Annotated in this window: 26 protein-coding genes and 1 pseudogene; 9 read left to right on the top strand and 18 right to left on the bottom strand. The window is 72.0% G+C overall.

Annotated elements, in window-relative coordinates:
• Positions 1-5 precede the first annotated feature (5 nt).
• On the bottom strand, positions 6-302 hold the full coding sequence (locus tag AB0447_RS27115) for a hypothetical protein (protein WP_366479412.1): 297 nt from the start codon (positions 300-302) through the stop codon (positions 6-8).
• A 135-nt stretch (positions 303-437) separates the two neighbouring features.
• The gene (locus tag AB0447_RS27110; protein WP_366479411.1) at positions 438-1,433 is read right to left on the bottom strand and encodes a winged helix-turn-helix domain-containing protein; all 996 of its coding nucleotides are present in this window, start codon (positions 1,431-1,433) and stop codon (positions 438-440) included.
• An 84-nt stretch (positions 1,434-1,517) separates the two neighbouring features.
• On the opposite strand from AB0447_RS27110, the gene AB0447_RS27105 reads away from it, so the two are divergent.
• On the top strand, positions 1,518-2,657 hold the full coding sequence (locus tag AB0447_RS27105) for an alpha/beta fold hydrolase (protein WP_366479410.1): 1,140 nt from the start codon (positions 1,518-1,520) through the stop codon (positions 2,655-2,657).
• A 56-nt stretch (positions 2,658-2,713) separates the two neighbouring features.
• Positions 2,714-3,379, top strand: coding sequence for a DNA alkylation repair protein (locus tag AB0447_RS27100; protein WP_366479435.1), 666 nt, complete (start codon positions 2,714-2,716; stop codon positions 3,377-3,379).
• 61 nt (positions 3,380-3,440) lie between these two features.
• On the opposite strand, the gene AB0447_RS27095 is transcribed toward AB0447_RS27100, so the two are convergent.
• The 6 genes from AB0447_RS27095 to AB0447_RS27070 all read right to left on the bottom strand — a co-directional run bounded on the left by AB0447_RS27095 (position 3,441) and on the right by AB0447_RS27070 (position 8,038).
• On the bottom strand, positions 3,441-4,355 hold the full coding sequence (locus AB0447_RS27095; RefSeq protein WP_366479409.1) for a hypothetical protein: 915 nt from the start codon (positions 4,353-4,355) through the stop codon (positions 3,441-3,443).
• Positions 4,356-4,545: 190 nt separating this feature from the next.
• Complete coding sequence (locus AB0447_RS27090) at positions 4,546-4,812, bottom strand: DUF4235 domain-containing protein (RefSeq protein ID WP_366479408.1); 267 nt, start codon at positions 4,810-4,812, stop codon at positions 4,546-4,548.
• A complete protein-coding gene (locus AB0447_RS27085; protein WP_366479407.1) occupies positions 4,809-5,276 on the bottom strand; it encodes a DUF3618 domain-containing protein in 468 nt (155 codons plus the stop codon). The genes AB0447_RS27090 and AB0447_RS27085 overlap by 4 nt, the downstream gene beginning before the upstream one ends.
• Positions 5,273-5,689 carry a phage holin family protein gene (locus tag AB0447_RS27080; RefSeq protein ID WP_366479405.1) on the bottom strand — a complete coding sequence of 139 codons (417 nt, stop codon included), beginning with the start codon at positions 5,687-5,689 and terminating at the stop codon, positions 5,273-5,275. The genes AB0447_RS27085 and AB0447_RS27080 overlap by 4 nt, the downstream gene beginning before the upstream one ends.
• Positions 5,690-5,908: 219 nt before the next feature.
• A complete protein-coding gene (locus tag AB0447_RS27075) occupies positions 5,909-6,952 on the bottom strand; it encodes a YihY/virulence factor BrkB family protein (protein ID WP_366479404.1) in 1,044 nt (347 codons plus the stop codon).
• Between the two features lie 69 nt (positions 6,953-7,021).
• Positions 7,022-8,038 carry a BtrH N-terminal domain-containing protein gene (locus AB0447_RS27070; RefSeq protein WP_366479402.1) on the bottom strand — a complete coding sequence of 339 codons (1,017 nt, stop codon included), beginning with the start codon at positions 8,036-8,038 and terminating at the stop codon, positions 7,022-7,024.
• A 222-nt stretch (positions 8,039-8,260) separates the two neighbouring features.
• Between AB0447_RS27070 and AB0447_RS27065 the strand changes: the two genes are divergently transcribed.
• Positions 8,261-9,106, top strand: a complete 846-nt coding sequence (locus AB0447_RS27065) for an alpha/beta hydrolase (protein WP_366479401.1) — start codon at positions 8,261-8,263, stop codon at positions 9,104-9,106.
• Positions 9,107-9,150: 44 nt separating this feature from the next.
• Here the strand turns inward: AB0447_RS27065 and AB0447_RS27060 are convergent, their stop codons facing one another.
• The 4 genes from AB0447_RS27060 to AB0447_RS27045 form a co-directional block, all read right to left on the bottom strand.
• Entirely contained in the window at positions 9,151-9,387 is a 237-nt protein-coding gene (locus AB0447_RS27060) for a hypothetical protein (RefSeq protein WP_366479399.1), read from the bottom strand.
• Positions 9,388-9,530: 143 nt separating this feature from the next.
• Entirely contained in the window at positions 9,531-11,960 is a 2,430-nt protein-coding gene (locus tag AB0447_RS27055; protein ID WP_366479398.1) for a SpoIIE family protein phosphatase, read from the bottom strand.
• A gap of 55 nt (positions 11,961-12,015) precedes the next feature.
• Positions 12,016-12,528 (bottom strand): DUF5709 domain-containing protein, encoded by a 513-nt coding sequence (locus AB0447_RS27050; protein ID WP_366479397.1) that lies wholly within the window; start codon positions 12,526-12,528, stop codon positions 12,016-12,018.
• A gap of 28 nt (positions 12,529-12,556) precedes the next feature.
• A complete protein-coding gene (locus AB0447_RS27045) occupies positions 12,557-12,796 on the bottom strand; it encodes a DUF6480 family protein (RefSeq protein WP_366479396.1) in 240 nt (79 codons plus the stop codon).
• A 195-nt stretch (positions 12,797-12,991) separates the two neighbouring features.
• Between AB0447_RS27045 and AB0447_RS27040 the strand changes: the two genes are divergently transcribed.
• Positions 12,992-13,405 carry a CBS domain-containing protein gene (locus AB0447_RS27040; RefSeq protein ID WP_366479395.1) on the top strand — a complete coding sequence of 138 codons (414 nt, stop codon included), beginning with the start codon at positions 12,992-12,994 and terminating at the stop codon, positions 13,403-13,405.
• Positions 13,406-13,516: 111 nt separating this feature from the next.
• Positions 13,517-14,983 carry an ornithine decarboxylase gene (locus AB0447_RS27035; RefSeq protein ID WP_366479394.1) on the top strand — a complete coding sequence of 489 codons (1,467 nt, stop codon included), beginning with the start codon at positions 13,517-13,519 and terminating at the stop codon, positions 14,981-14,983.
• Positions 14,984-15,135: 152 nt separating this feature from the next.
• On the opposite strand, the pseudogene AB0447_RS27030 reads toward AB0447_RS27035, so the two are convergent.
• Together AB0447_RS27030 and AB0447_RS27025 are read right to left on the bottom strand one after the other, a co-directional pair.
• Positions 15,136-15,246, bottom strand: a pseudogene (locus tag AB0447_RS27030) (IS982 family transposase); the annotation flags it as partial.
• 266 nt (positions 15,247-15,512) lie between these two features.
• Positions 15,513-16,493, bottom strand: coding sequence for a YncE family protein (locus tag AB0447_RS27025; protein ID WP_366479393.1), 981 nt, complete (start codon positions 16,491-16,493; stop codon positions 15,513-15,515).
• Positions 16,494-16,990: 497 nt separating this feature from the next.
• Between AB0447_RS27025 and AB0447_RS27020 the strand changes: the two genes are divergently transcribed.
• A complete protein-coding gene (locus AB0447_RS27020) occupies positions 16,991-17,425 on the top strand; it encodes a transposase (RefSeq protein WP_366479392.1) in 435 nt (144 codons plus the stop codon).
• On the opposite strand, the gene AB0447_RS27015 is transcribed toward AB0447_RS27020, so the two are convergent.
• Both AB0447_RS27015 and AB0447_RS27010 read right to left on the bottom strand, forming a co-directional pair.
• Positions 17,422-17,658 (bottom strand): hypothetical protein, encoded by a 237-nt coding sequence (locus AB0447_RS27015; RefSeq protein ID WP_366479391.1) that lies wholly within the window; start codon positions 17,656-17,658, stop codon positions 17,422-17,424. The genes AB0447_RS27020 and AB0447_RS27015 overlap by 4 nt on opposite strands.
• 79 nt (positions 17,659-17,737) lie before the next feature.
• On the bottom strand, positions 17,738-18,319 hold the full coding sequence (locus AB0447_RS27010) for a hemerythrin domain-containing protein (RefSeq protein WP_366479390.1): 582 nt from the start codon (positions 18,317-18,319) through the stop codon (positions 17,738-17,740).
• Between the two features lie 174 nt (positions 18,320-18,493).
• On the opposite strand from AB0447_RS27010, the gene AB0447_RS27005 reads away from it, so the two are divergent.
• Positions 18,494-19,336: an alpha/beta fold hydrolase gene (locus AB0447_RS27005; RefSeq protein ID WP_366479389.1), complete on the top strand. Its 843-nt coding sequence runs from the start codon at positions 18,494-18,496 to the stop codon at positions 19,334-19,336.
• A gap of 133 nt (positions 19,337-19,469) precedes the next feature.
• Here the strand turns inward: AB0447_RS27005 and AB0447_RS27000 are convergent, their stop codons facing one another.
• Both AB0447_RS27000 and AB0447_RS26995 read right to left on the bottom strand, forming a co-directional pair.
• A complete protein-coding gene (locus AB0447_RS27000; RefSeq protein ID WP_366479387.1) occupies positions 19,470-20,270 on the bottom strand; it encodes an SDR family NAD(P)-dependent oxidoreductase in 801 nt (266 codons plus the stop codon).
• Between the two features lie 206 nt (positions 20,271-20,476).
• Positions 20,477-20,752, bottom strand: a complete 276-nt coding sequence (locus AB0447_RS26995; RefSeq protein ID WP_366479386.1) for an isoamylase early set domain-containing protein — start codon at positions 20,750-20,752, stop codon at positions 20,477-20,479.
• A 394-nt stretch (positions 20,753-21,146) separates the two neighbouring features.
• Between AB0447_RS26995 and AB0447_RS26990 the strand changes: the two genes are divergently transcribed.
• Complete coding sequence (locus AB0447_RS26990; protein ID WP_366479385.1) at positions 21,147-21,470, top strand: plasmid stabilization protein; 324 nt, start codon at positions 21,147-21,149, stop codon at positions 21,468-21,470.
• Between the two features lie 50 nt (positions 21,471-21,520).
• Positions 21,521-21,910 carry a hypothetical protein gene (locus AB0447_RS26985; RefSeq protein WP_366479384.1) on the top strand — a complete coding sequence of 130 codons (390 nt, stop codon included), beginning with the start codon at positions 21,521-21,523 and terminating at the stop codon, positions 21,908-21,910.
• Positions 21,911-21,931 lie beyond the last annotated feature (21 nt).

Genomic DNA, 21,931 nt, shown 5'->3' with positions numbered 1-21,931 from the left:
GCCTTTCAGGTGGCGGGAGCCGACGACGACCTCAGGCCGGCTGGACTCTCGGCGAAAGACTTCTCCGCGTCGACCTCGTAGCAGACGTTGACGCTCGAATCCCCGAGGGTTTCGTCGACGAAGCCCTGGACGTCTTCAACGGAGTTCGTCTCCCAGAGACACGTCGCGGCGGAGCCGTCGACGTGTACGAAGAACTGCAGCACCCGGGTGCCATCGGGCGCTCCGGTGCCGTCCATCAGAGCCTGGCCGCGGGAAAACGCTGTCTCCGGGTTCAAGATCTTGTGCTGGACCACGGCATACATGGGGTCCTCCTGATGTGGTGTCGTGTCGCTCGACGATTCGACGCTGGGCGTGCGGAGGTGGACGCCGCGTCGCGCAGATTCACCACATCCATTGTGGACCGGGACGGCCGGCCCGGTCCTGCGCTCACCGACCGCCTAAGACCGCTCACCCTTCGCATCACCCCTCCTGGCGCCGGTGAGCAGCAGGTCCGCCAGGGGCGTACGCGTGTGGTGCACCGAGCGGCCCGTGCGGGTGGTGGTGAGAAGACCAGCGGCGCGCAGCGCCGAAGCGTAGGCCGAGGCCGTGGCGTTGCTGACGCCGATACGGCGCGCCAGTCCCGTGGTCGTACGCGCCTCGTCCAGGGAGCGCAGCAGCGCGAGCCGGGTGCGCCCGAAAACAGCCGCGAGGGGCTCGTCCGGTGGGCCGCCACCGTCCGGGAGGGGCGGCAGCCCCCGCCCTGCCGGGTAGGCGAGCACCACCGGGCGGTCCGGCAGGTTCTGGACGAGCGGTCCGCGACGCCAGTGGAAGGTCGGGCGCAGGAGCAGTCCGCGGCCCCCGAGCCGTACCTCTCGCACGCCCGGGACGCCCGTCAGGGGCCATTCCCAGACTCCGTCGCGCAGCCTCGACCCCGGTGCCAGGTCGGTCAGGGTGGCGCCGATGCCGTGTTCGGCGACGGCAAGGGCATGCCGGGTGAACTCCGTCCGGTGCAGGTCCTGGACCAAGGGCCACACCGGCGCGAGCACCGTCTCGTACGCCGCCCGCTGCGCCCGGTCCAGCGTCCGCCAGGCGTCGGCCGTCCCGCCGTGCAGGGCGCGGATCCACGGCGGGGCCGGCCGTCGCGCGTACACCTGCTGGATCCCGGCCCGTACGAGCTCCGGGCGGGCCGCCCTGATCAGCGCGACCCCCTCGTCCAGCGTGTCTCCGAGTACGTCGAGGAAGGCGGGGGCCGGCCCGTCCGGCACCAGGTCCGCGAGCGGTTCGACCGCGCTCGGCAGTCTCCGCAGCAGTCTGCTCCGCCAGCGCCCGAAGAACAGCTCCTCGTGCCGGGTGCCCAGCATCATCAGGGCCGCGTGCAGCTCGGGCACGGGCGAGGGCCGCGGCGCGAACCGTACCCGGGCAAAATCGTCCGCCGTGAAATGGATCCGGACCACGCACATCCCCCTGCTCCGCGCAAACCTTTCGGGCCGGACCGCAAGCTTCGCCCCGGCACCGCGCCCGCCCCCAGGATGCCGCCCATGACCAACTCCTTCACATCCGGCCGCCGTTCCTTTGCCAAGGGCGCCCTCGCCGGCGCCCTGTTCCTCGCGTCCGCCGCCCCCGGCGCCGCCTCGGCCTCCGGGCCCTCCGGCTCGCCCCTCCTCCGGCTGCCGGCGCCCACCGGCCCGTACTCCGTCGGCGCCCGGGTCCTCCACCTCGTCGACCACTCCCGCAACGACCCCTGGGAGCCCGGGATCGGCGTACGCGAACTCATGGTCACCGTCCTGCGGCCGGCCGTGCCCGGCCGCGGCTTCCCGCGCGTTCCCCAGCTCACGCCCGGCGCCGCCGCGGAGTTTGCCCTCCTCGCCCACCTGGTCCGTCCGCACCTCCCGGCGGCTGGGGTCGACTGGGCGGCCACCCTCACCCATGCCCGGGCTGGGGCGCCGCGCCTGCCCGGCCGGCGTCCCGTGCTGCTCTACAGCCCCGGCGGCGGCGATGCCCGCACGATGGGCAGCTCACTGGCGATCGACCTCGCCTCGTACGGCTGGACCGTCGTCACCGTCGACCATCCCGGGGACGCGAGCGAGGTGGAGTTCCCCGACCGGCGGCCGGGACGCGGCCGGGTCCGGACGACCGTGCTGCGTCCGGACTTCGACGCGGCGACCTTCCACACCATGATCGACACCCGGGTCGCCGACCTCCGCTTCGTCCTCGACGTCCTGGGCCTGGAGCGGGTCGGGGTCTACGGGCACTCCGCGGGCGGCACCGCGGCCGCGCAGGCGCTCCACGCGGACCGGCGGATCGCCGCCGCCGTCAACCTGGAGGGGTACCTCGACCAGATGGACGGCGACCTGCTGCCGGTGGCCCGGCAGGGCACGGACCGGCCGCTGCTCCTGGCCGGCACCGACGGCTTCCGCAACGCCCGGCTGGACCGGTCCTGGGCAGCCCTCCTCGCCCACTCGGGCCCCGTCACCCGTCGGCAGCTCGACGACACCCACCACTGGGTCTTCACCGACTACGCCGCCCTCGTCCCCCGGCTCCACGGGGCCGGACTGATGACCGCTGCCGGGCGCGCGGCCATGGTCGGCCGGGTGGACCCGCGCATCACCGTGCCCGCCGTGCGCGACCTCGTACGGTCGTTCTTCGCCCGGCATTTGCCGACTTCCCTCGTAGGCTGAATCTCGCACGTGAGGGACAGGAGGCTCAGGTGGCCGAGACGACGCCGGCCGAGGTGATGGCCCAGGTGATGGCCGAGCTGGCCGAGCTCGAGGACCCGAGGGCACGCGAGGTGAACGAGAGGCACGGTGACGATCACGGTGTGAACCTCGGCAAGCTGCGCGCGCTCGCGAAGCGGCTGAAGACGCAGCAGGAACTCGCGTGCCGGCTCTGGGAGACGGATGACAGCGCGGCACGCCTGCTGGCCACCCTCATCTGCCGTCCGAAGGCGTTCGAGCGTGACGCGTTGGACGCCATGGTGCGCGAGGCGCGCACACCCAAGGTGCGCGACTGGCTCGTGAACTACGTGGTGAAGAAGAACCCGCACTGCGAAGAGCTGCGGCTGGCCTGGTCCGCCGATCCCGACCCGGTGGTCGCGAGTGCCGGCTGGGCCCTGACCACCGAACGCGTGACGAAGAAGCCCGAGGGCCTCGACCTCCCCGGACTGCTCGACGTCATCGAGGCGGAGATGAAAGACGCCCCGGACCGCCTTCAGTGGGCGATGAACCACTGCCTGGCTCAGATCGGAATCGAGCACGCCGAGCTCCGCGCCCGCGCGATCGACATCGGTGAGCGCCTGGAGGTGCTGAAGGACTACCCGACTTCCCCGGGTTGCACGTCTCCGTTCGCGCCCGTCTGGATCTCCGAGATGGTGCGACGACAGCAGGACAAGACGGGGGCTTGATCGGCCGCGCCACCCTTTCGGGGGGACAGCCGGGCCGCCGGTACGGCAGTGCGGGCCGGGGTCACACCTCCGTGCCGCCCTGCAGACGTGCCTGGGCCCGTGCGGCACGGTCGGCCGCTTTCCGCGCCGCCTGCGCCGCCCTCGAGGCATCGCGGTGGTGCCGGTCAGCCGCGTCCGCCGCCTCGGCGGCCCGGTCGCGCTCCTCCGTCAGCCGGCCGAGCTGCTCCTCCAGCGAGGCGACCCGCTCGTCGAGGGCGGCCCGGGCCGCCCGGGTCTGCTCCAGGTCCGCCTCGGCCAGGCCGAGCGCTTCCTCCGCCTGCTCGGCTTCCTGCCGGGCACGCTCGGCCTCCGCCGTGGCCCGTTCCAGCCCGGCGCGCTGCCGGGCGGTGGGCCGCGGCGGCTTCTTGGCCGGTTCGGGCCGTCCGGCTTTGCCGGCCGGAGCTCCCGGTGCGCGGGCTGCCGGTGCGCGGGGTGGGGTGGCGCCGGGGGCGGGCTGGAGTCCGGTGAACCCGACCGGGGCGGGCGGGGGCTTCGCCAGCGTGCCGCGTGCCCACTGCCGGGCGGCGTCCTCGTCCGCGAGGACGGTGTGGAGGATCTGCTCGACCTCCCGCTGGACCGTCTCCGACACCGGCTGTCCGGCCTCGGCGGCCAGGCGGCAGGCCTCCCGGGCCATCGCCGCGATCACGACGTGCTGCTGATGCGACAACTCCCGCAGTTCCTCGCCCGCCAGGGTCCGGTGTGCCTCCCGCAGGGCCTGGCCCAGCTGCAGCAGCTGCTCCACGTGGGCCTGATCCGATCGGACGAGGACGTTCGAGCACCATGCCGACCGTGTCGGCTTCCGCAAGCGGCCGATCTCCTTCGCCGCCGCGGCGTCACCGTCCTTGCGGGCCCGGGCCACCTGCTCGTCGCGGGCCGCGGTGAACTCCCCGGGCCTGAGTCCGTACAGCTCCCGCACCACCGCATCCACATCGATCACGGCCACCACGATCCGCCATCACCACCCGGCAGGCACGGATACCCGGCAGCGTCCGCGCGCCGTGCCCGGAGCTGATCCGTCCGGCAGCGTGCCCGGGAGCGCGGCCGCGCTTCCTCCCCTTCCGGTTTCGGGCCACGGGGCGGGCGGCGCCGGTCCTCGGGGGGCGGGGCCGGCGCCGGCGTAGGCCGGTTCAGCCGGGCCAGGTGCCGGTCAGGTGTCGGGTGGCGGCGGCTCCTGCCCGGTCGACGGCGGCTTTGACGACGGCGAAGATCGCGCCTTGCAGGGCTGCGGCGAGCAGGATCTCTTGCCAGGTGCGGTGTTCGTCGGTGGCATTGGGGGCATCGTCCTCGTGGCCGATCATCTTCCATGCCTGCTTGAAGGCCGCGCCGGCGATCAGGCCGCTGGCGGCGCCGAGCGTCAGCCCGACCGGCTTGTAAGCGATCTTGGATGCCTTCATTTCCGGTGCCTCCGGCTGCGGCGTACGAGCAGCAAGACGAGGAAGGCGGCGGTCGCGGCGATCAGCGGGGCGCGGTTGGCCTTCGCCATGGTCGCGGCCGTCCCGGCCTTCTCGCGGACCGGGTCCGGGGTCTTGTCGGCGGCCAGGTGGCCGGCGCGTGCCGCGGTGTCGCGGGCCTGCGCCGCGGCGTGTGCCGCCTTGTCGAGGACCGGGTCGGGGGTCTTCTCCTTCACCAACTGAGCGGCGTGCGCCGCCTTCTCCCGGAGCTGGTCGGTGACGAGCGTGGCCTTGTCGGCGGCCTGCTCCTTGAGCTCGGCCGCCTTCTCCTTGGCCTGGGCCTTGACGTCGGCCTTGGCGGACAGCGCCTCCACGGTCTGGCCGAGCTCCTCGCGGGTGTGCTCGATCTGCTCGCGCAGTTCCTCGGGTGTGGGCGCGGATTCTTCGCCCTGGGGCTGATTCGTCATCGGTGTGCTTTCTCCTTGATCTCGGCCACATCGGCCTTGACGCTGTCGATGGCCTGCTCGGGCGCGGGTGTGCCGGCCTTGGCGATCTGCTTCTTCCCGGCCGCGGCCATCACTGCGGCGACCACCGCCAGCAGGGCGGCGATGATCAGGGCCGAGGCCCAGACCGGAAGGAGCAGGGCAAGGGCTGCGATCACGGCTGCGACGAGGGCCTGAGCGGCCAGGATGCCGACCAGGCCGGCGCCGCCGAACAGGCCGCCGCCCATCCCGAAGCGTTTGCCCTTCTGGGTCATCTCCACCCGGGCCAGCTGCATCTCTTCGCGGACCAGCTCCGAGATCTGCTGCGACGCTCGTGAGACGAGATCGCCCACCGACTCGTCGGTAGTGCCGTGGCCCGGCCGTCCGGCGGTGCTCATGGAATCCCCACCTTCCTTCACGTGCTGGCTGAAGCTCTTCGGCGCGATGGCGCTGGTAGGGCTGGTAGGGCTGGTGCAAGGACCTCGAAGCGCGCCGCCATCGCAGCCCCTCCCTCTTGTGACTCCGCTGTCGTGGCGCGCCTACCCCGCGACGGGCCGGTCACTCGCCGGCTGCCAGTGCTCAGCCGGGGCTGCAGACGCAGCCGCTCCACACGGTGGTCACTCCAGGCGGCGGCGGTCTTCATCGCTCCATCCCCGCGTGTCCCGAGGTTCGACGTAGGGCTCCTCGTCCTCGGGATGGCCGCCGGCGATCGCGCGCTGGCGGACCAGCTCGGCATCGAACTCCAGGCCCAGGAGGATCGCGAGATTGGTGATCCACAGCCACACCAGGAAGATGATCACGCCCGCCAAAGTGCCGTACGTCTTGTTGTACGAGGCGAAATTCGCGACGTAGAACGCGAAACCCGCCGAGGCGATCATCCAGATCACCAGCGCCAGGAAACTCCCGGGGGTGACCCACTTGAACCCACGGCCCTTGGTGTTCGGAGCCGCCCAGTACAGGAGCGCGATCATGATGGTGACGAGCAGGACGAGGACCGGCCACTTCGCGATCGACCACACCGTCATCGCGGTGTCACCCAGCCCGAGTGCGGCGCCCGCCTGGCGGGCGAGGCCGCCGGTGAAGACCACGATCAGGGCGCTGGCGACGGCGAGGATCATCAGCGTGACGGTCAGCGCCAGCCGCAGCGGCAGGACCTTCCACACCGGACGCCCCTCGGGCATGTCGTAGACGGCGTTGGAGGCGCGGATGAACGCGGCTATGTAGCCCGAAGCGGACCAGATCGCGACGATCAGACCGACGATCGCCAACAGCGAGCCGACGCCGGCATTGCCCTGCAACTGCTGCACGGCATTGCTGATCACATCGCGCGCCGAGCCCGGGGTGAGCCGCTGGAGGTTGTCCAGAACCTCCTTGGTCGCCGACTCCCCCGCGATGCCCAGCAGCGACACCAGCACAAGCAGGGCCGGGAAGAGCGCCAGTACCCCGTAGTAGGTCAGCGCCGCCGCCCGGTCGGTGAGCTCGTCGTCCTTGAACTCCTTCAGCGTGCCGCGCAGCACCGCCACCCAGGACCGTCTGGGCAGATCCGACAGCCGGTCCGGTGCCTGCTGCTCGACCTGCTCATCCGGCCCTACGGGGGCCTCGCGGCCCGTGTCACGGTGCCCGTGGTTGTCGCCCTGCCCCGACTTGGATGTACGTGTCATACCCTGCGCCTTTCCACCCAGGCGCCACCCATGCCCGACGGCGGACGGACGATGGGCGAGGTGCGGGCATTATTTCTGCAGCGCCCGCACCGCCTGCCGCTCCAGGTCCAGGCAGTGGTCCACGCGCTCCGCACACGCGTCGAAGAGCGCTCGCCGCCCCTGGGCACCGGCATCCGGGTCGGCGTCGGCCCCGGCGTCCCGGGCGAGCACGGCCAGCTCCGACCAGTGCCGGGCGGACTCCCTGAAGAGTCCGGCGGCCTCCGGGCGCCCGACGAGGTCCAGGAAGTCGGCGTACAGCGGCCGGGTCGCGCCCGGCGCGGTCCACTCCTCCTCCAGGCAGGCGTACAGCCGCCCGGTGCCGGCCCGGAAGGCCTCGGGCGAGCTGCCGAACCGGCGCTCCCAGCCCGCCTCGGTGGTGCTGTCGCGCAGCTCTGCGGCGAGCTTCTCCATCCCGGTGAAGCCGAAGTTCACGTCGAACCTGTTGCCCAGAACAGGCCCGGTGAGGCGCGTGACGGTGGAGGCGATCGCCCCTGCCACGTCCGGCTCCCCTTCGGCCGGCCCGGTGGGCACGATCAGCTGGTGGCGGCCCTTGCGGTGCGCGGTCCAGGCGGCACCGAACTCCTCGCGGTCGATCCGGTACGGGGTCTCGGCACCGTCTTCGATCAGCAGGTCGTCGCCCTCGTACCCGGCGATGACGACGGTGTAGGCGTCGGTGCCCGTCATCTCGGCGTCCGGGTCGGCCTCGTGCCAGGGCAGGGAGGAGCGGTCGACCACGCAGAAGGCGGGCTGCCCCTCGTCGAGCGCGGCACGGACCCTGCCCCAGCGGGGCTTCATCGCGCGGGTGGCTTCGTACGGAATCCCCAGGCGGCCGAGCGCGACCTGCACCCAGGGCTCCGGGTGGGCCTGCGCGACGATCGTGACGATGGGCAGCCGGCCCTCGTACTCGAAGACGAAGTACATGAAGCCGATCCCCCCGGCCAGGCCGGCAACCAGCTCCTCGTCGTGGACGCTGCCCAGAGCATGCCGGATCAGGGAGGCCTCGCGGTGGCGTCCGGTGCCGAAGTCTTCGTACACGAGCACAGTCATGCGGTCACCCTATCCGCGGAAGCGGCGGGAACTGCGCGGCCTCCGTCAGCCGCTCCGCCGCTCCGCCGTCCACGCACACACGGGCGACGCGGCAGCGGACCGGTTGCCAAATGATCTTGACGACGGGTAGGTTTCTGCCACTTGATCTCCATCGGTGGGCGTTCGACGCTCCGCACCGCTTCAACTCCACGATGACATCGCACACTTGTTGGGATCACAACCATGCCTACTCTTACTGCGCCTGACGGCACCGAGCTTGCCTACCGTGTCCTCGGGGACGGCACCGGCGCCCCGGTGGTCTGCCTGCCGGGCGGACCGATGCGGGATTCCGTCTACCTCGGCGACCTCGGTGGACTCGCCGCGCGCCGCCGGCTGATCGTGGCCGACCAGCGGGGCGCCGGACTGTCCGCGACGCCGGAGGACCCCGCCTCCTACCGCTGCGACCGCCTGGTCGGCGATGTCGAGGCGCTGCGCGAACACCTCGGCCTCGACCGCATGGACCTGCTCGCGCACTCCGCCGCCGCCAACCTGGCGGTGCGGTACGCGGAGCAGTACCCGCACCGCGTCGGCCGACTCGCCCTCATCACGCCCGGCACCGACGCCGTCGGTCTGACCGTCACCGGTGAGGACCGGCGCGAGGTCGGGCGGCTCCGCAAGGGCGAGCCCTGGTACGCGGCGGCGTCGGCGGCCTTCGACGCCATCGACGCCGGCGAAGCCGCGGCCGAGGACTGGGTGACCATCGCACCGTTCCTCTACGGCCGTTGGAACGAGACGGCGCAGGCCCACCGGGCGGCCGAGGGGACGCAGTGGAACTCGGCGGCGGCCGAAGTCTTCGGATCCGAGGGAGCCTTCGACCCGGGTGCCACCCGGGCGAGGATCTCCACGCTCGACACGCGGGTCCTGGTCCTCGCCGGGGAGTTCGACCTGGCCTCGCCCCCGCACGTACTGGCCCGCTTCGCCGACCTGTTCCCGCGCGCCGAGTTCGTCGTGCAATCCGGCGCGGGCCACTACCCGTGGCTGGATGACGCGGACCGGTTCGTGTCGACCACCGTGGGGTTCCTGAACTGACAGCTCGCGCACCCGGTCCGCGTCGCGGCGATCAGGCCGGTTGCTCAGTCGCCGTGAGGGCTCTCCCACACCGTACGGTCCTTGCGGGGGTTGTCCGGGTCCTGCGGCCGGTCGAGACGGCTCGCCTCGTCCGTGTCCGCGGCCGGGGTGACCTGATCCTTCTCGTGCCGGGCCTGCTTGGCCCGGCCCGGCCCGGACCGCGCCGCGGGGGCCTTGCGGTGCTGCGCGTCGTCGCCGCGGTCGTCCCGCGGCACCCCGCCGACTCCACCCTGTTGCTTCATGGCGACCTCCCGTTACGTTCCTGCTGCCCTCCCGCGCTTGGCGGCTGCCCGGGAGAGCGGGAGCAAAACGCGGCCGGTATTCGGCCGATCCGCTGCGGCTGCGGCTGCGGCTGCTGGAGAGCGGCTGCCGGAACGGCGGCGGCTCAGGGCAGATGGAGGGCCAGCACACAGGTGTCGTCCCGGCGCTGGGTACGGGGCAGGAGCCGGGAGAGCATGTGCGGCAGGCTCTCCGGGGTCGGGCCCGCGAAGGCGGTGCGTGCGGCCTGGGCGAGGCGGTGCATGCCCTTGTCGAGGTGTTCGCTGGGCTTCTCGACGAGGCCGTCGGTGTAGAAGATGAGGTGGTCTCCGGCGCGCAGGTCGTAGTGCGCCTCGGTGTAGTGAGGCTCCCGGGTCGCCCCGAGGAGGATGCCTTCCGGCGGGGTCAGGAAGTCCGCGGCGCCGTCGCGGACGAGCAGCGGCGGCGGGTGGCCGGCCTGTACCCAGGAGAGCCGGTGACCGGCCGGGTCGTAGCGGGCGAGGATCAGGGTGGCGGTGCCGTTCTGGCTGTCGGCGGTGTGCAGGAGAAGGGTGTTGAGCCGGCGCAGTGCCTCCGTGAGGGGCGAGCCGGTGACCACCATGCCCTTGGCGGTGAAGCGGAGCTGGGCCATGGTTGCGACCGCGTCCAGCCCGTGTCCGGCCACGTCGCCGACGACGAACAGCGCGTGCCCGCCCGGAAGTTCGATGGCGCTGTACCAGTCGCCGCCGACGTTGATGCCGCCCTCCGACGGGAGGTAGGCGACCTCGACGTCCAGGCCCGCCAGGCGCAGGGACTGCTCGGAGATCGGCAGGAGGGCGTGCTGGAGCCGGCGGGCGAGTTGGCGTTCGGCCTCGAGCAGGCCCTGTTGGACGACGAGGGCCCGTTCGCTCTCGACGAGTTCGAGCTCGGCCTGCCGCTGGGCGGTGAGGTTCTGGAAGAACCCGTGGACCTCGACGGGATCGCCCTGGGCGTCGGTGTCGGCCTCGGCGAGCATGCGGATGTGGCGGACGCCCTCGCCCGTGACGACGCGGAAGGTGTGGTCGATGGGCTCGCCGTCGCCGAGCAGCCGCCGGACCGCTGCGGCCGTCGCCGGCAGGTCGTCGTGCAGCAGGTGGAGGGGCAGTTCGTCCAGTGGCAGGGGGCCGGCCGCCGGGTCGCGGTGGAAGATGCCGTAGACCTCCTCGGACCATACGACGGTGCCGGCGACGAGGTCCCAGTCGGCCCAGCCGAGCTTGCCCAGGCGCTGCAGCACGGCCAGCCGGTGTGCCTGCCGGGATTCGCCGTCGTGCCCCGTCGGCCCGGTCCACCCGGTCCGCCCGGTGCGCCCGGTCCAGGAGGCGATGAGGCGGCCGTGCCAGGGGACGGCGCGGACCGCACAGGTCGAGGTGTCGGGGAGGCCGGAGTCGGCCTCCCGGCTGGTGAAGAGCTCGCCTTCGTACGTGGTGCCGGTGGCCAGCGCGTCCATGCAGCCCTGCCACAGGGGCGTACCGACGACGTGGGGGAAGGTTTCCAGGACCCGGAGTCCGACGAGCTCCTTGCCGCGTCGGCCGGCCGGGTCCACGGTGTCCGGGGCTGCCGCCTCCACCCGGAAGTCCTCGATGACTCCGTCGTTGCGGACGGGTGTCAGGAGTACGGCGGATCCCGGCAGGGCGGCGAAGAGGTCCGCGACCAGGTCGCTGTCCGGGTCGGCGGCCCGGCCGGCCCCGGGGCCCGCGCCGTCCAGGGCCGCCGTGCACAGCCGTACGGCCTCCTGCAGCAGCTGCCGGGTGGCGGCGGGGAAGGGCCCCGGCCGGTTGCACAGCAGGCCCACGGCCATGCCGGCGGCCGGCGCCGCCGGTACGGGGAACCAGGCTCTGGAGGGCCATCGGTCCGAGGGTTCACCGATGAGCGCGTACCGGCCGGCGTCCTTCCCCGAATCCTCGAGCCAGACGGGCCTGCCGGTGGCGATCGCCTCCGCCGGGGCGATGCGGGCGGCGGGGGGTACGTGGCGCCACTGCGCCGACAGCAGGGGGTCGAGGCCGGCGTCGGCCCGCAGGTCGAGGCCGGCCTCCGCGGCGCTCTGGTAGATCAGGACCGCGTCGACGTCAGCCGGGCCGTGCAGGTGCTTGCGGAGGCAGGTGGCCACGGTCGGCGCGGAGTGCGCCTGGGCCAGGTCGGCGGCGAGGCCGGCCAGGACTTCTTCGGCCGGACGGAAGCGGTCGTTCTGGCCGGGGCGGCGGGCGAGGTGCCGGCGGCGGCCGGAGACCGGACCGGCGGATTCCTCCGTGGCTGCGGGAGGGCTCGTGGCGGGCAGGCCGCGCGGGCTCACGCCCAGTACGGCCTCGCATTCCTCCGTGAGGGGGCGGTCGTGCCGTTCGGCCCGGCGGATCAGTTCCTGGTGCGCGTCAGCCTCCGACAGCCCCAGGGAGGCCATCAGGACGCCCTTGGCCCGCTCCAGGACGGCTGCGCCGGCGGCCGCGCCCTCGAGCTGGGCGACGTGGTCCCGCAGACGGGAGACGACCTGGGTGAGGGCCGACACGTCGGGGGCCTCTTCGGCCCCGTCTCGCGCACTGCTCATGGTTCGAGCATGGCACGAGACCGCCGCGCCAGCGCCGGGTGCGGCGGGCAGCGCGTCAGGACTCGGTCTGGTCCTCGTCCATCACGTGGACGGCCGCTTCCTCTGCCGATGCCGCGCCTCCGTCGATCCCGGTGTCGTGGGCCAGTACGGAGATGTGGCGGACCGGGGCTTCCTCATCGGTCGCGGTCAGTCGGCCCGCGCGGGCCCGGCCCGCGGTGGGGCTGTCGCCCTCGGGGTCACGGGTGATGTCCTCGCCGTCGGTGTCCTCGGGCAGGTCGTCCAGGTCCGAGGCCGGTCCCGCTTCGACATCTCTCGGGGCGTCCGGGTCCGGTTCGGGTTCCTCCTGGGCGAGCCGCTGGTCGAGCGTTTCACCTGCGTGCTGTTCGCCGGCGGTGGTGCCGTAGCGGGTGGCCGCCAGCGGCCGGTCGGGCGGCGAGTAACCGGTGTCCATGGTTTCGTCGAGCCCCGGTTCGCCGAGGGCGTTCTGCATGTCGGGCTGCGACTCGGCGGGTTCCGCTTCTTCCTGGGGTTGGTAGACGTCGTTGCCGCGGGCTTCGGACGTGCTCATGGTGGCCGCCTCCTTTCCGGGTTCCCGCTCAGCCGGCGAGCAGGATGGCGTAGACGAGGAAGAACAGTGCGACGACCACGGCCAGGGCCACGATGGCGATCAGCGGGCCCTTGGCCCACCCCCGGCTGAGCGGGCGTTCGGGGCCGGCCCCGGTGGCCGTGCTCGACTCGGCGGGTGGGGTCTCACCGGGCGGCACGCCGCCGCCGGGTTCCAGACCAGGGGTGACCCGGGGGTCCGGGTCGGGATTGCTTGGTGTGTATCCGTTCATACCGGGCGGCTCCCCCGTCCCGGGCCCGCCATGCGTCGGGCTCACCGGTTTCTGCGCAGCCCGGGACGTGTTCCTCAGGCCTTCGCCCACCGGTGCGATCACCCGGACGCGCAGATGTGTGCACGCATCGGGGCGGGGCAGGCGCGAAACAGACCGGCCAACGGCAACCGAGAAGGAACCGAGGAGAGGACGATCATGACAAAAGCACGCGACATCATGACTCCGGACGCCACGTGCATCGGGGCCCAGGAGACGGTCCTGGAGGCGGCCCGGAAGATGAAGGAGCTCGGCGTCGGAGCCCTGCCGATCTGCGGAACGGACAACAAGCTCAAGGGGATGCTCACCGACCGCGACATCGTCGTCAAGGTGCTCGGAGAGGGCAAGGACCCTGCCGAGACCAAGGCGGGCGACCTGGCCCAGGGCGAAGCGGTCACGATCGGGGCCGACGACTCGGTCGAGGAGATCCTGCACACGATGAGCGAGCACCAGGTGCGCCGCCTGCCCGTGATCGACGGACACACCCTCGTCGGCATCGTCGCCCAGGCCGACGTGGCCCGCGCCCTGCCGGACCCCAAGGTCGGAGAGCTGCTCGAAGCCCTGTCCGTCTGACAAAGCGGTGGGCCGGCCCCCTCCGGGGACCGGCCCCTCCGGGCTTCGGCCTTGGCGCGCGACGTCGAAACGCCCGCGTTTGTCGGATCGCACATCGGGCAAGCGGGCGGCATGGACCAGTCGAAGACACCGGTACTGGACGCCCTCGCCGCCTACCACCGGAGCGGCCAGACCCCCTTCACACCCCCGGGCCACAAACAGGGCAGAGGCGCCGACCCCCGGGTGCGGGCAGTTCTCGGAGACGCCGTCTTCTCTGCGGACGTCCTGGCCACCAGCGGTCTCGACGACAGGACTTCCTCGCACCGGGTGATCGAGGAGGCGCAGGCCTTGATGGCGGAGGCCGTCGGGGCGGACCATGCCTTCTTCTCCACGTGCGGGAGCTCGCTGTCGGTGAAGTCCGCGATGCTGTCGGTGGCAGGCCCGCACGAGAAGCTGCTCGTCGGGCGGGACGCCCACAAGTCGGTGGTGTCGGGGCTGATCCTCTCCGGGATCCGCCCGGTCTGGGTGGATCCGCAGTGGGACGCGGAACGGCACCTGGCCCATCCCCCAGGCCCGGAGGCCTTCGCAACCGCCTTCGACCGGCATCCCGATGCCCGCGGCGCGCTGGTGACCACCCCCACCCCCTACGGCACGTGCTCGGACCTGGCGGCCATCGCACGGATCTGTCACGACCGGGGCAAACCCCTGATCGTCGACGAGGCATGGGGAGCCCACCTGCCCTTCCACCCGGATCTGCCCGCCTGGGCGATGGACGCGGGAGCGGACATCTGCGTCACGTCGGTCCACAAGATGGGCTCGGGCCTGGAACAGGGCTCCGTCTTCCACCTGCAGGGTGACCTGGTCCGGCCGGAAGTCCTCCGCAGCAGGGAGGACCTGCTGGGAACCACCAGTCCCTCGGTCCTGGTCTACGCCGCTCTCGACGGCTGGCGTCGGCAGATGGTCGAACAGGGGCGCGCCCTCTACGATCACGCGCTCGCGCTCGTCGCAGGCGTACGGGAGCGCATCGAAGGCATCGAAGGCATGCACGTCCACGGCACAGCGGACTTCTGCGGGCCGGGCGGGGCAGCCGACATGGACCCCCTTCAGGTCATCGTCGACATCACCGGCCTCGGCACCACCGGCTACCGGGCTGCCGACTGGCTGCGGCACCACCACCGAATCAACCTCCACCTCTCCGACCACCGGCGCGTCAGCGCCCAGTTCACCCATTCCGATGATGCGGAGACGGCGGACGCGCTGCTGGCCGGCCTGCGCGATCTGGCCGCCCGCTCGCGCGAGGTGCGTACCGCTCGGCAGGTGGACGTCCCCGATCCGTCTCGGCTCCGCCCGGACCAGGCGGAGCTGCCGCGCGACGCGTTCTTCGGCCGTACGGAGCAGGTTCCCCTGGCGGAGGCGGCCGGACGGATCACGGCGGAGATGCTGACCCCCTACCCGCCGGGGATACCGGTGGCCGTGCCGGGCGAGCGCCTCAGCCGTGACGTCCTGGACTACCTCCGCTCGGGGGTGGAGGCGGGGATGGTCGTGCCGGACGCCGTGGATACGGAGGTCACCGGCGTACGCGTCCTCGTGGAGGAGTGACGGGTACGCCGGTGCCGGCGGGGACGGTCGGGTCGCGGCGGAGTGGCGCGGCGAAGGCCCCGGAGCCTGGCCGGCCGGCCTTCCGGGGCGGCGCGCCTTCCGGGGCGGCCGCGGAGGACCGTGGCCTAGACGAGTATTCCGAAGTGCTCGGGTCAGTGGTCGTAGGCGATCAGTGAGCGGGTGGTGGGTGTTCCCGTCTGCCGGTTGTGCCAGATGGCCGCGGTCAGGGTGAGGATGCGTTGGCCGACGCGGGCCAGTACCCCAGCGGAAGTGGCCCGGCAGGCGGGGCACGGCACAGTCCCGCGGTGCTCTGGAAGTTCTACGCGAAGATCCTTCAGGGCCGGCAGCACGCGTCGAACCAGCTGATCGACCGGGCCCTGCGGACACCTCAGCCTGCGGGTTGTTCCCCGCCGGGCGCTGCTTGATCGGGCACGCAGGCGGCACGGGTGGCCTTCTCCCGCGCTCCTGGAGCATCGGCGCCTTGTCTTGTGCTGCTGGAAGCGATTCGGCCTGGATTTTGCTGCGGCTATCAGAAGGCAGCGACCCCCTGCGGTTGGGCCCCGACGGTGACGCTTGTGACTGCGTTGTTGGTGGTGTCGATCACCGACACGTCATTGGAGAGGAAGTTGGTCACGTAGGCGCGGTCGCGGGGCGGGTCCACCGCCACCCCGAACGGGAGGTCTCCGACGATGATGCGCGGCAGGATCTCCGTGTTGTTGCTGGTGTCGATCACCGACACGGTGTCGTCGGCGGAGTTGGCCACGTAGGCGCGGTCAATGGACGGGTCCACCGCCACCCCGAGCGGCTCGCTACCGACGGGGATGCGGGGCAGGATCTCTGTGTTGTTGCTGGTGTTGATCACCGACACGTTGTTGTCGCCCAAGTTGGTCACGTAGGCGCGGGCACTGGACGGGTCCACCGCCACTCCCTCCGGGTCGTCGCCGACGGGGATAGGCGATCCGACCACCCGGTTGCTCCTGGTGTTGATCACTGTGACGTTGTCGTCGCTCGCGTTGGTCACGTAGGCGCGGTTGCGGGGCGGGTCCACCGCCACCGCGCTAGGGCTGCCGCCGACGGGGATGGGCAAGCCGATCACCCGGTTGTTTCTGGTGTTGATGACCGACACGGTGCGGTCGACGAAGTTGACCACGTAGGCGCGGGCACGGGTCGAGTCCACCGCCACCGAGGCCGGGTTGGTGCCGACGTTGATGCGGGGCAAGATCTCTGTGTTGTTGCTGGTGTTGATGACAGACACGGTGTTCTCGGCGCCGTTGGTCACGTAGGCGCGGGCACGGGGCGGGTCCACCGCCACCCCGATCGGGTTGTCGCCGACGGGAATGGTGGCGGTGACGGTGTTGGTGTTGGAGTCGATCACCGACACGTTGTCGTTGCCGGAGTTGGCCACGTAGGCGGTGTGGGAGCACTGCGGGTCTGGGTGCTCGTCTGCCGAGGCGTGCGGGGTGACGCCGGGCAGCAGTGCGGTGCACAGTGCGGCCAGGGCCCCAACCACCCGTGCCCGTCGACAGTGACGCGCCCGCCTCGATCTCTGATTCCTGCGTCGCTCGGGGACATGGGTGCACTCGTCCCGGCTGGTGTGCATGCGCATCTCCTGACAGGGGTGCCGCGTCTCGTGTTCCAGCTGACCGGGTATGGCTGCCGGACTGTGCGCGCCTGTAGGTGATCCAGTAGCAGAATCCTTAAGTCGGTTTTGTTCCTCGCCAAGGAGGCTCGTCCGAACGAATTGCCCATGTCACCGGTTCGGCTGGTCAGAGATTAGGTCGGACGAGCTGCGCCGCGCCCTCTATGGCTGGGCCTTCCGGGCGGTCAAGGACCAGGACAACGTCCTGCGGGCCCGCCGCGAAGTGGAGGAGCCGCCCGAGGACATCGCCAGGGCTCTGGCCTGGATCGCGGACGTCCGGCTACAACAAGCGCCTGCGCGCAGCGAACACACTGATCAGCAGGTCCATCCGCACCCTGGCCCGGGACACCGACCTGTGGCACGACGACGTGTGGGTCGTCGACTCCACCCCGGTGGAATGCGCCCGCTCCCGGCCTACCGTCAAACGCTCCGAACTGGCCGGCTGGGCCGGCTACGGCTACTGCCCCTCGCACTCACGGTTCTTCTGGAGCCTGCAGCTGCACCTGGTCTGCACACCCGGCGGCCTGCCCATCGCCAGGGCCCTGGCCAACCCCAAAGTCGACGAACGTGAAGTCCTCGCCGACATGCTCACGGGCGACCGGGACCTGCTGGCCACGCACCCCGGGCAGACGATCGTCGGTGACAAAAGCTACGTCTCCAAACACCTCGACGCCTTCATGACCGGGCACGGCCTGGCCCTTCTGCGGCCCAGCTACCGCAACCGCACACCCCGGCCGGGCGAACACCTGCTCAAGCCGATCCGGCAGCTGATCGAGTCGGTCAACGACACCCTACTCGTCTAGGCCGGGGGATCGTCTCCTTGCGGAGGGCGCCGGATCTGTTCCTCCCGGCCGATTCCGGGGCGCTGCCGCTTGGCGGAATGGGCTCCGGCGTCACCCGGATCCGTGTCTCCCGTGCGGCCGACGACGGCCTCGTCCGCGGCCTGCCGGGCCTCGCGGTCTCCGCTCTCACCTACGGCCTGCGACGGCGGGGTGGGGGTGCGGTGGTGCGGGTGCTTGCTCTTGTGCTTGCTCATGTTGCGCTCCCTCCAGGGCGCCCCGGTCGGCGGTCCACGGCGACGGGGCGGGCTTGCCGGCACGGCAGGTGACGACGGCTCAGGCCGCGTTGTGCCCGGTCTCGTCGTCCTTCCCGCGTCCCGTGAGGAAGTCGCGGGCACGGTCGACCAGGCCGATACCGGGGCCCAGCAGCTTGTTGGCGGGCGGCGTGGACGGCGCGCCCGGGTGCGGCCGCGTCGGGGCCAGCTTCTTCGCCCGGCGGGTCTTGTCGCCCAGTTCGTCGAGCACCTCCTGCGGGCAGGCCCGGCGCAGTGCGGGGAAGAGGTTCTCCTCCTCGTCGCGGATGTGGGCGAGCACCTCGGTCTCCAGCGCGCGTACGGTCGCCGTGAATTCGACGCCCGAGGCGTCGAGGTCTTCCAGGTCCTTGAGCATCTTCTCGGCCCGTCCGTGGTCGGCGATCTCCCGGTCGGCGACCTCGTCACCGCCGTCCAGGTGCTCGCGAACCGCCGGATAGAGGTACTGCTCTTCGGCGACCGAGTGCCGGACCAGCTCGATGGTCAGCTTGTCGGCGATGTTCCGGCGCTCCTCCCCGGCCGAGGCCTTGCCCAGCTCCTGGAAGTACTCCTTGACCTCGTCGTGGTCCGTGGTCAGCTCCGCGATGACGTCTCCGCCGTGTCCCATGGCCGTGCTCCTTTCCTCGTGCCCGCCCGGCAGGGCTTGCCGGGACGCTCTCCGGCGCGCCTGCCCCGTCCGTCCGCCGCCATGCGGACGCTCCTTCGGCCCGCCTGCCGTTACGGCACCGCATGTACGAGCAGTGCGAGAGTGGACCGAGGGGGTTCGGAGGAGGGCGCCACGGTGGAACAGGCGGATTCAGCAGCCCGGCCGGAGGGGCCCCATGCCGTCAGGGAAGGCCACTTCCACCACCGCGGGGCACGGCTGGTCTTCGACGATGCGGGTGAGGGGCCGCTGGCCGTGTACGCGCACGGCGGCTTCGTCAGCCAGGCCGTCGAGGACCGGATGGGCCTCTTCGACTGGGCGCCGGTCCTGGACGCGGGGCGACGCCTGGTCCGCTACGACGCGCGGGCGCACGGAAGGTCCACCGGCGGCCCCTCGGCCGCCGACTACACCTACCCGTCGCTCGCCGACGACCTGCTGGCCCTGCTCGACCATCTGGGTGCCGCCGGGGCCGTCGACGCCATGGGGGCCTCGATGGGGTGCGGCAGCGTGCTGCACGCGGCGGTACGGGTGCCCGAGCGGTTCTCCCGGCTGGTGCTGCTCATCCCCCCGACGGCGTGGGCGACGAGACAGGCGTACGCGCGGGCCAACCGGGAGGCGGCCGAGACGCTCATCCGGGAGGGGCTGGACGCCTGGCTCGCCGGGAGGAGGCGGCAGCAGCCCCCCGCGGTGGTGTCCGACGTTCCCGCGTTCGCGCCGACGCCGCCGGAGCGGATCCTGCCGTCCATCCTGCGCGGTCTGGCCCGGTCCGACCTGCCCTCGCCCGCAGAGATCGCGGGGCTGCGCATGCCGGCTTTGATCCTGGCCTGGCCGGACGACCCCGGTCACCCGCTGTCCACCGCCCGGGCGCTGGCCGACGCACTGCCCGGGGCGGAGCTGCACGTGTCGGGGACCCGTGCTGACGTCCGTACCTGGGGGGAGCGCATCGCGGAGTTCCTGGTCGCCCCGCCCGGACGGGGGTAGCCGCCGTCCGACCTGCTCGGGTCCTCGGACCGACCACGGGCGACCGACCTCAGCCGGCTGGCCTCAGGCGACTGGCCTCGGGCGACTGGCCTCGGGCGACTGGCCTCGGGCGACCGACCTCAGGCGATTGGCCTCAGAGGTGGCTTCTGCTGCCGCCCGGTTCGGCCATCCGACGGTGCAGGGCCGCCTTCGCGCCCTGGGGCAGGGCATGCCCGGCCAGCTCCTGGGCGCGGGTGTGCAGCGAGCCCGCCACCAACTGGGCGCGGCCGGACGCCATGGCCCCGTACGCCTGCCGCGCCACCAGGGCGGGGTCGTCCTTCCGCGACCGGCCGAGCCGCGTGCTGAGCAGGCCGGCCCGTACGAAGAATCGGGTGTCCGTGGGCCCCGGCATCAGCACGGTGACCGTGACGCCCGTGCCGCGGAGTTCGGTGTGCAGGGCCAGGCCGAAGGAGCGCAGGAACGCCTTGGAGGCGTTGTAGACCGCGTGGTACGGCCCCGGCATCTCCGCCGCGACGGAAGAGGTGATGAGGAGCCGCCCCGCACCCTGGGCGGTCAGGTCCTCCAGCAGCAGCCGGGACAGGTGGACCGTCGAGCTGATGTTGAGATCGATCACGCGGGCCAGGTCGGCGGGGTCGGTGTCCAGGAACGCGCCGCCGCGGCCGATCCCGGCGTTGAGGACCACGGCGCTCAAGGGCCGTTGCAGGGACCGAACCTCCCGGACGAGGGTTTCGGCACCGGTGAGGGTGGCCAGGTCCGCCTGGACCGCCCGAACCTCCGCCCCGTGGGTCTCCAACCGGTCGGCCGCCTCATGGACCGCGTCCTCGTCGGCGGCGATGAGCAGATCGTGGCCGTGGACGGCGAACTCCCGGGCCAGCTCGAAGCCGATCCCGCTGGAGGCGCCGGTGACCACGGCCAGCGGACGCAAGGCGTTCATACGCGGCGCCTACCCCGGCCGCGGCCGCCTACGCACCGGGCCGGGAGCCGCGAGCCGCGAGCCGCGAGCCGCGAGCCGGCTGAAGCGGATCACACGGACCGGGCGGCGGGTGGCGGGCAGCCGCATCAAGGCATCGGAGGGCGTCCGTGCCGTCCCTCCGGTCCCGGGCGCACACGGCTGCGCCCGGGACGGGAGGGGGGTGGATCTCAGGTGTGCACGCGGCTGTTGGCGCCGTCGTGACTGTCGGCGTGCTCGTCGTCGAACCAGTGGTCGCCGGCGGCGAGGTAGCGGAAGGAGTGCGTCCCGCGGCCGGTCAGTTGGACGGTGACGGCTCGGCGGCCGTCCTTGCGAGGAGCCAGGACGTGCACGCCCGGCTGCCAGTCGTTGAAGTCGCCGACGACGCTGACCGGGCCGGGAGGCGTATCCGCCGGGAGGACGAAGGTGATCTCGGTGCCGTGCTTGCGCTGTTTGCGTTCGAGCAAGGTGGAGCTCCTGTCGAAATGAACGCGGACGTCTCCGCACGGGGACGGTGGGGCGAGGGCCCCGGAGGCGCGCCGTTACGTGCGGGCGGTCGGTGGCAGGAATGAGCGCGTCCACTGTGACACCGGGGCGGCGGCCGGGGCGGCGTGGCGCGGATTTGTGGCGCTCCGTTTCACCCGTACGCCGAACCGGGCCGCCGGTGCACGAGTGTGGCGCTCCGGGCGCCTCGAGGCCTTGCCGGAGCCGTGTTCGTGCCGTGTTCGGCGCCGTGTTCGGGGTGGCCGAGCCGGTCCGGCCGGAGTACGCCGACGGTGCCAGGTGGCGGATCCGGCGTGCGGGAACCGACGCGTGCTCGCAGCATGGCGGTGAACCCTCCCCCGATGAAGGAGATCCGTGATGCCCCGAGGTTCCAGCGGAAAGCGCGAACGCCAGTACGAGCACATCAAGGAGTCCGGCGAGAAACGCGGCATGTCCGAAGGGCGTGCCGAGGAGATGGCCGCCCGCACCGTGAACAAGGAGCGGGCCCGCTCGGGCGAGGCGAAATCGACGAGCCGCAGCTCCACCCAGGGCCGCTCCTCCTCGCAGCGCGGAGGCCAGCGGTCCGGCGGCGGCTCGTCCGGCCCCACCCGCGACGAGCTGTACGAGGAAGCGAAGAAGCGCGGTATCGAGGGCCGCTCCACGATGAACAAGCAGCAGCTGAAAAATGCCCTCGGCCACTGACCGGCGTCGCCCCGGCGCTCACTCGGGGCGGACGAGGAAGGCGGGACGCGATGACCAGTGACGCCGGCCCGCCGCGGGAGTCTTCGGATTCGGCGGAAGTGGTGGTCCTGGCCACCCAGTGCTCCGAGGAAGCCGCCCGCGTCCTTCTGGACGTACTCGAACGGGCCTTCCCGGCTTCCTCGGCCAAGGAGCCGGCCCGCGAGCCGGGGCCGCACGGGAATGCCAGCGTGTGGTCCACGACGGTGAACGCCGCGGGCCCGCCCCGGACGACAGGGGCCGCCGTTCGCCTGGAAGGTACCGTCCGGGTCGGTCTGCAAGGCGGCCCCCGCGCGGTGGACCGGGTCCTGGCCGCCCTCACGGACGCCTTCGTCGTCGACGGGAGGGGAACCGCGGCAGGAGACCAGGAGAAGGACGTCGACCTGCTGATCCGCTCCGCATGACTCGATGAGGTCTATGGCCCG

Origin of the sequence: Streptomyces sp. NPDC051211 (assembly GCF_040689505.1) — a bacterium.
Lineage (GTDB): Bacteria > Actinomycetota > Actinomycetes > Streptomycetales > Streptomycetaceae > Streptomyces.
Note: the sequence above shows the minus strand (reverse complement) of the source record. Positions and strands in the feature narration are given on the sequence as shown.

Excerpts from the sequence above, each read along its gene's own strand:
- AB0447_RS27075 (WP_366479404.1), bottom strand. The coding sequence starts at position 6,952 with ATGACACGTACATCCAAGTCGGGGCAGGGCGACAACCACGGGCACCGT.
- AB0447_RS27040 (WP_366479395.1), top strand. The coding sequence starts at position 12,992 with ATGACAAAAGCACGCGACATCATGACTCCGGACGCCACGTGCATCGGG.
- AB0447_RS27090 (WP_366479408.1), bottom strand. The coding sequence starts at position 4,812 with ATGAAGGCATCCAAGATCGCTTACAAGCCGGTCGGGCTGACGCTCGGC.
- AB0447_RS27035 (WP_366479394.1), top strand. The coding sequence starts at position 13,517 with ATGGACCAGTCGAAGACACCGGTACTGGACGCCCTCGCCGCCTACCAC.
- AB0447_RS27050 (WP_366479397.1), bottom strand. The coding sequence starts at position 12,528 with ATGAGCACGTCCGAAGCCCGCGGCAACGACGTCTACCAACCCCAGGAA.
- AB0447_RS27115 (WP_366479412.1), bottom strand. The coding sequence starts at position 302 with ATGTATGCCGTGGTCCAGCACAAGATCTTGAACCCGGAGACAGCGTTT.
- AB0447_RS27105 (WP_366479410.1), top strand. The coding sequence starts at position 1,518 with ATGACCAACTCCTTCACATCCGGCCGCCGTTCCTTTGCCAAGGGCGCC.
- AB0447_RS27000 (WP_366479387.1), bottom strand. The coding sequence starts at position 20,270 with ATGAACGCCTTGCGTCCGCTGGCCGTGGTCACCGGCGCCTCCAGCGGG.
- AB0447_RS27065 (WP_366479401.1), top strand. The coding sequence starts at position 8,261 with ATGCCTACTCTTACTGCGCCTGACGGCACCGAGCTTGCCTACCGTGTC.
- AB0447_RS27070 (WP_366479402.1), bottom strand. The coding sequence starts at position 8,038 with ATGACTGTGCTCGTGTACGAAGACTTCGGCACCGGACGCCACCGCGAG.
- AB0447_RS27060 (WP_366479399.1), bottom strand. The coding sequence starts at position 9,387 with ATGAAGCAACAGGGTGGAGTCGGCGGGGTGCCGCGGGACGACCGCGGC.
- AB0447_RS26985 (WP_366479384.1), top strand. The coding sequence starts at position 21,521 with ATGACCAGTGACGCCGGCCCGCCGCGGGAGTCTTCGGATTCGGCGGAA.
- AB0447_RS27015 (WP_366479391.1), bottom strand. The coding sequence starts at position 17,658 with ATGAGCAAGCACAAGAGCAAGCACCCGCACCACCGCACCCCCACCCCG.
- AB0447_RS27055 (WP_366479398.1), bottom strand. The coding sequence starts at position 11,960 with ATGAGCAGTGCGCGAGACGGGGCCGAAGAGGCCCCCGACGTGTCGGCC.
- AB0447_RS27080 (WP_366479405.1), bottom strand. The coding sequence starts at position 5,689 with ATGAGCACCGCCGGACGGCCGGGCCACGGCACTACCGACGAGTCGGTG.
- AB0447_RS27100 (WP_366479435.1), top strand. The coding sequence starts at position 2,714 with ATGGCCCAGGTGATGGCCGAGCTGGCCGAGCTCGAGGACCCGAGGGCA.
- AB0447_RS27010 (WP_366479390.1), bottom strand. The coding sequence starts at position 18,319 with ATGGGACACGGCGGAGACGTCATCGCGGAGCTGACCACGGACCACGAC.
- AB0447_RS26990 (WP_366479385.1), top strand. The coding sequence starts at position 21,147 with ATGCCCCGAGGTTCCAGCGGAAAGCGCGAACGCCAGTACGAGCACATC.
- AB0447_RS27085 (WP_366479407.1), bottom strand. The coding sequence starts at position 5,276 with ATGACGAATCAGCCCCAGGGCGAAGAATCCGCGCCCACACCCGAGGAA.
- AB0447_RS27045 (WP_366479396.1), bottom strand. The coding sequence starts at position 12,796 with ATGAACGGATACACACCAAGCAATCCCGACCCGGACCCCCGGGTCACC.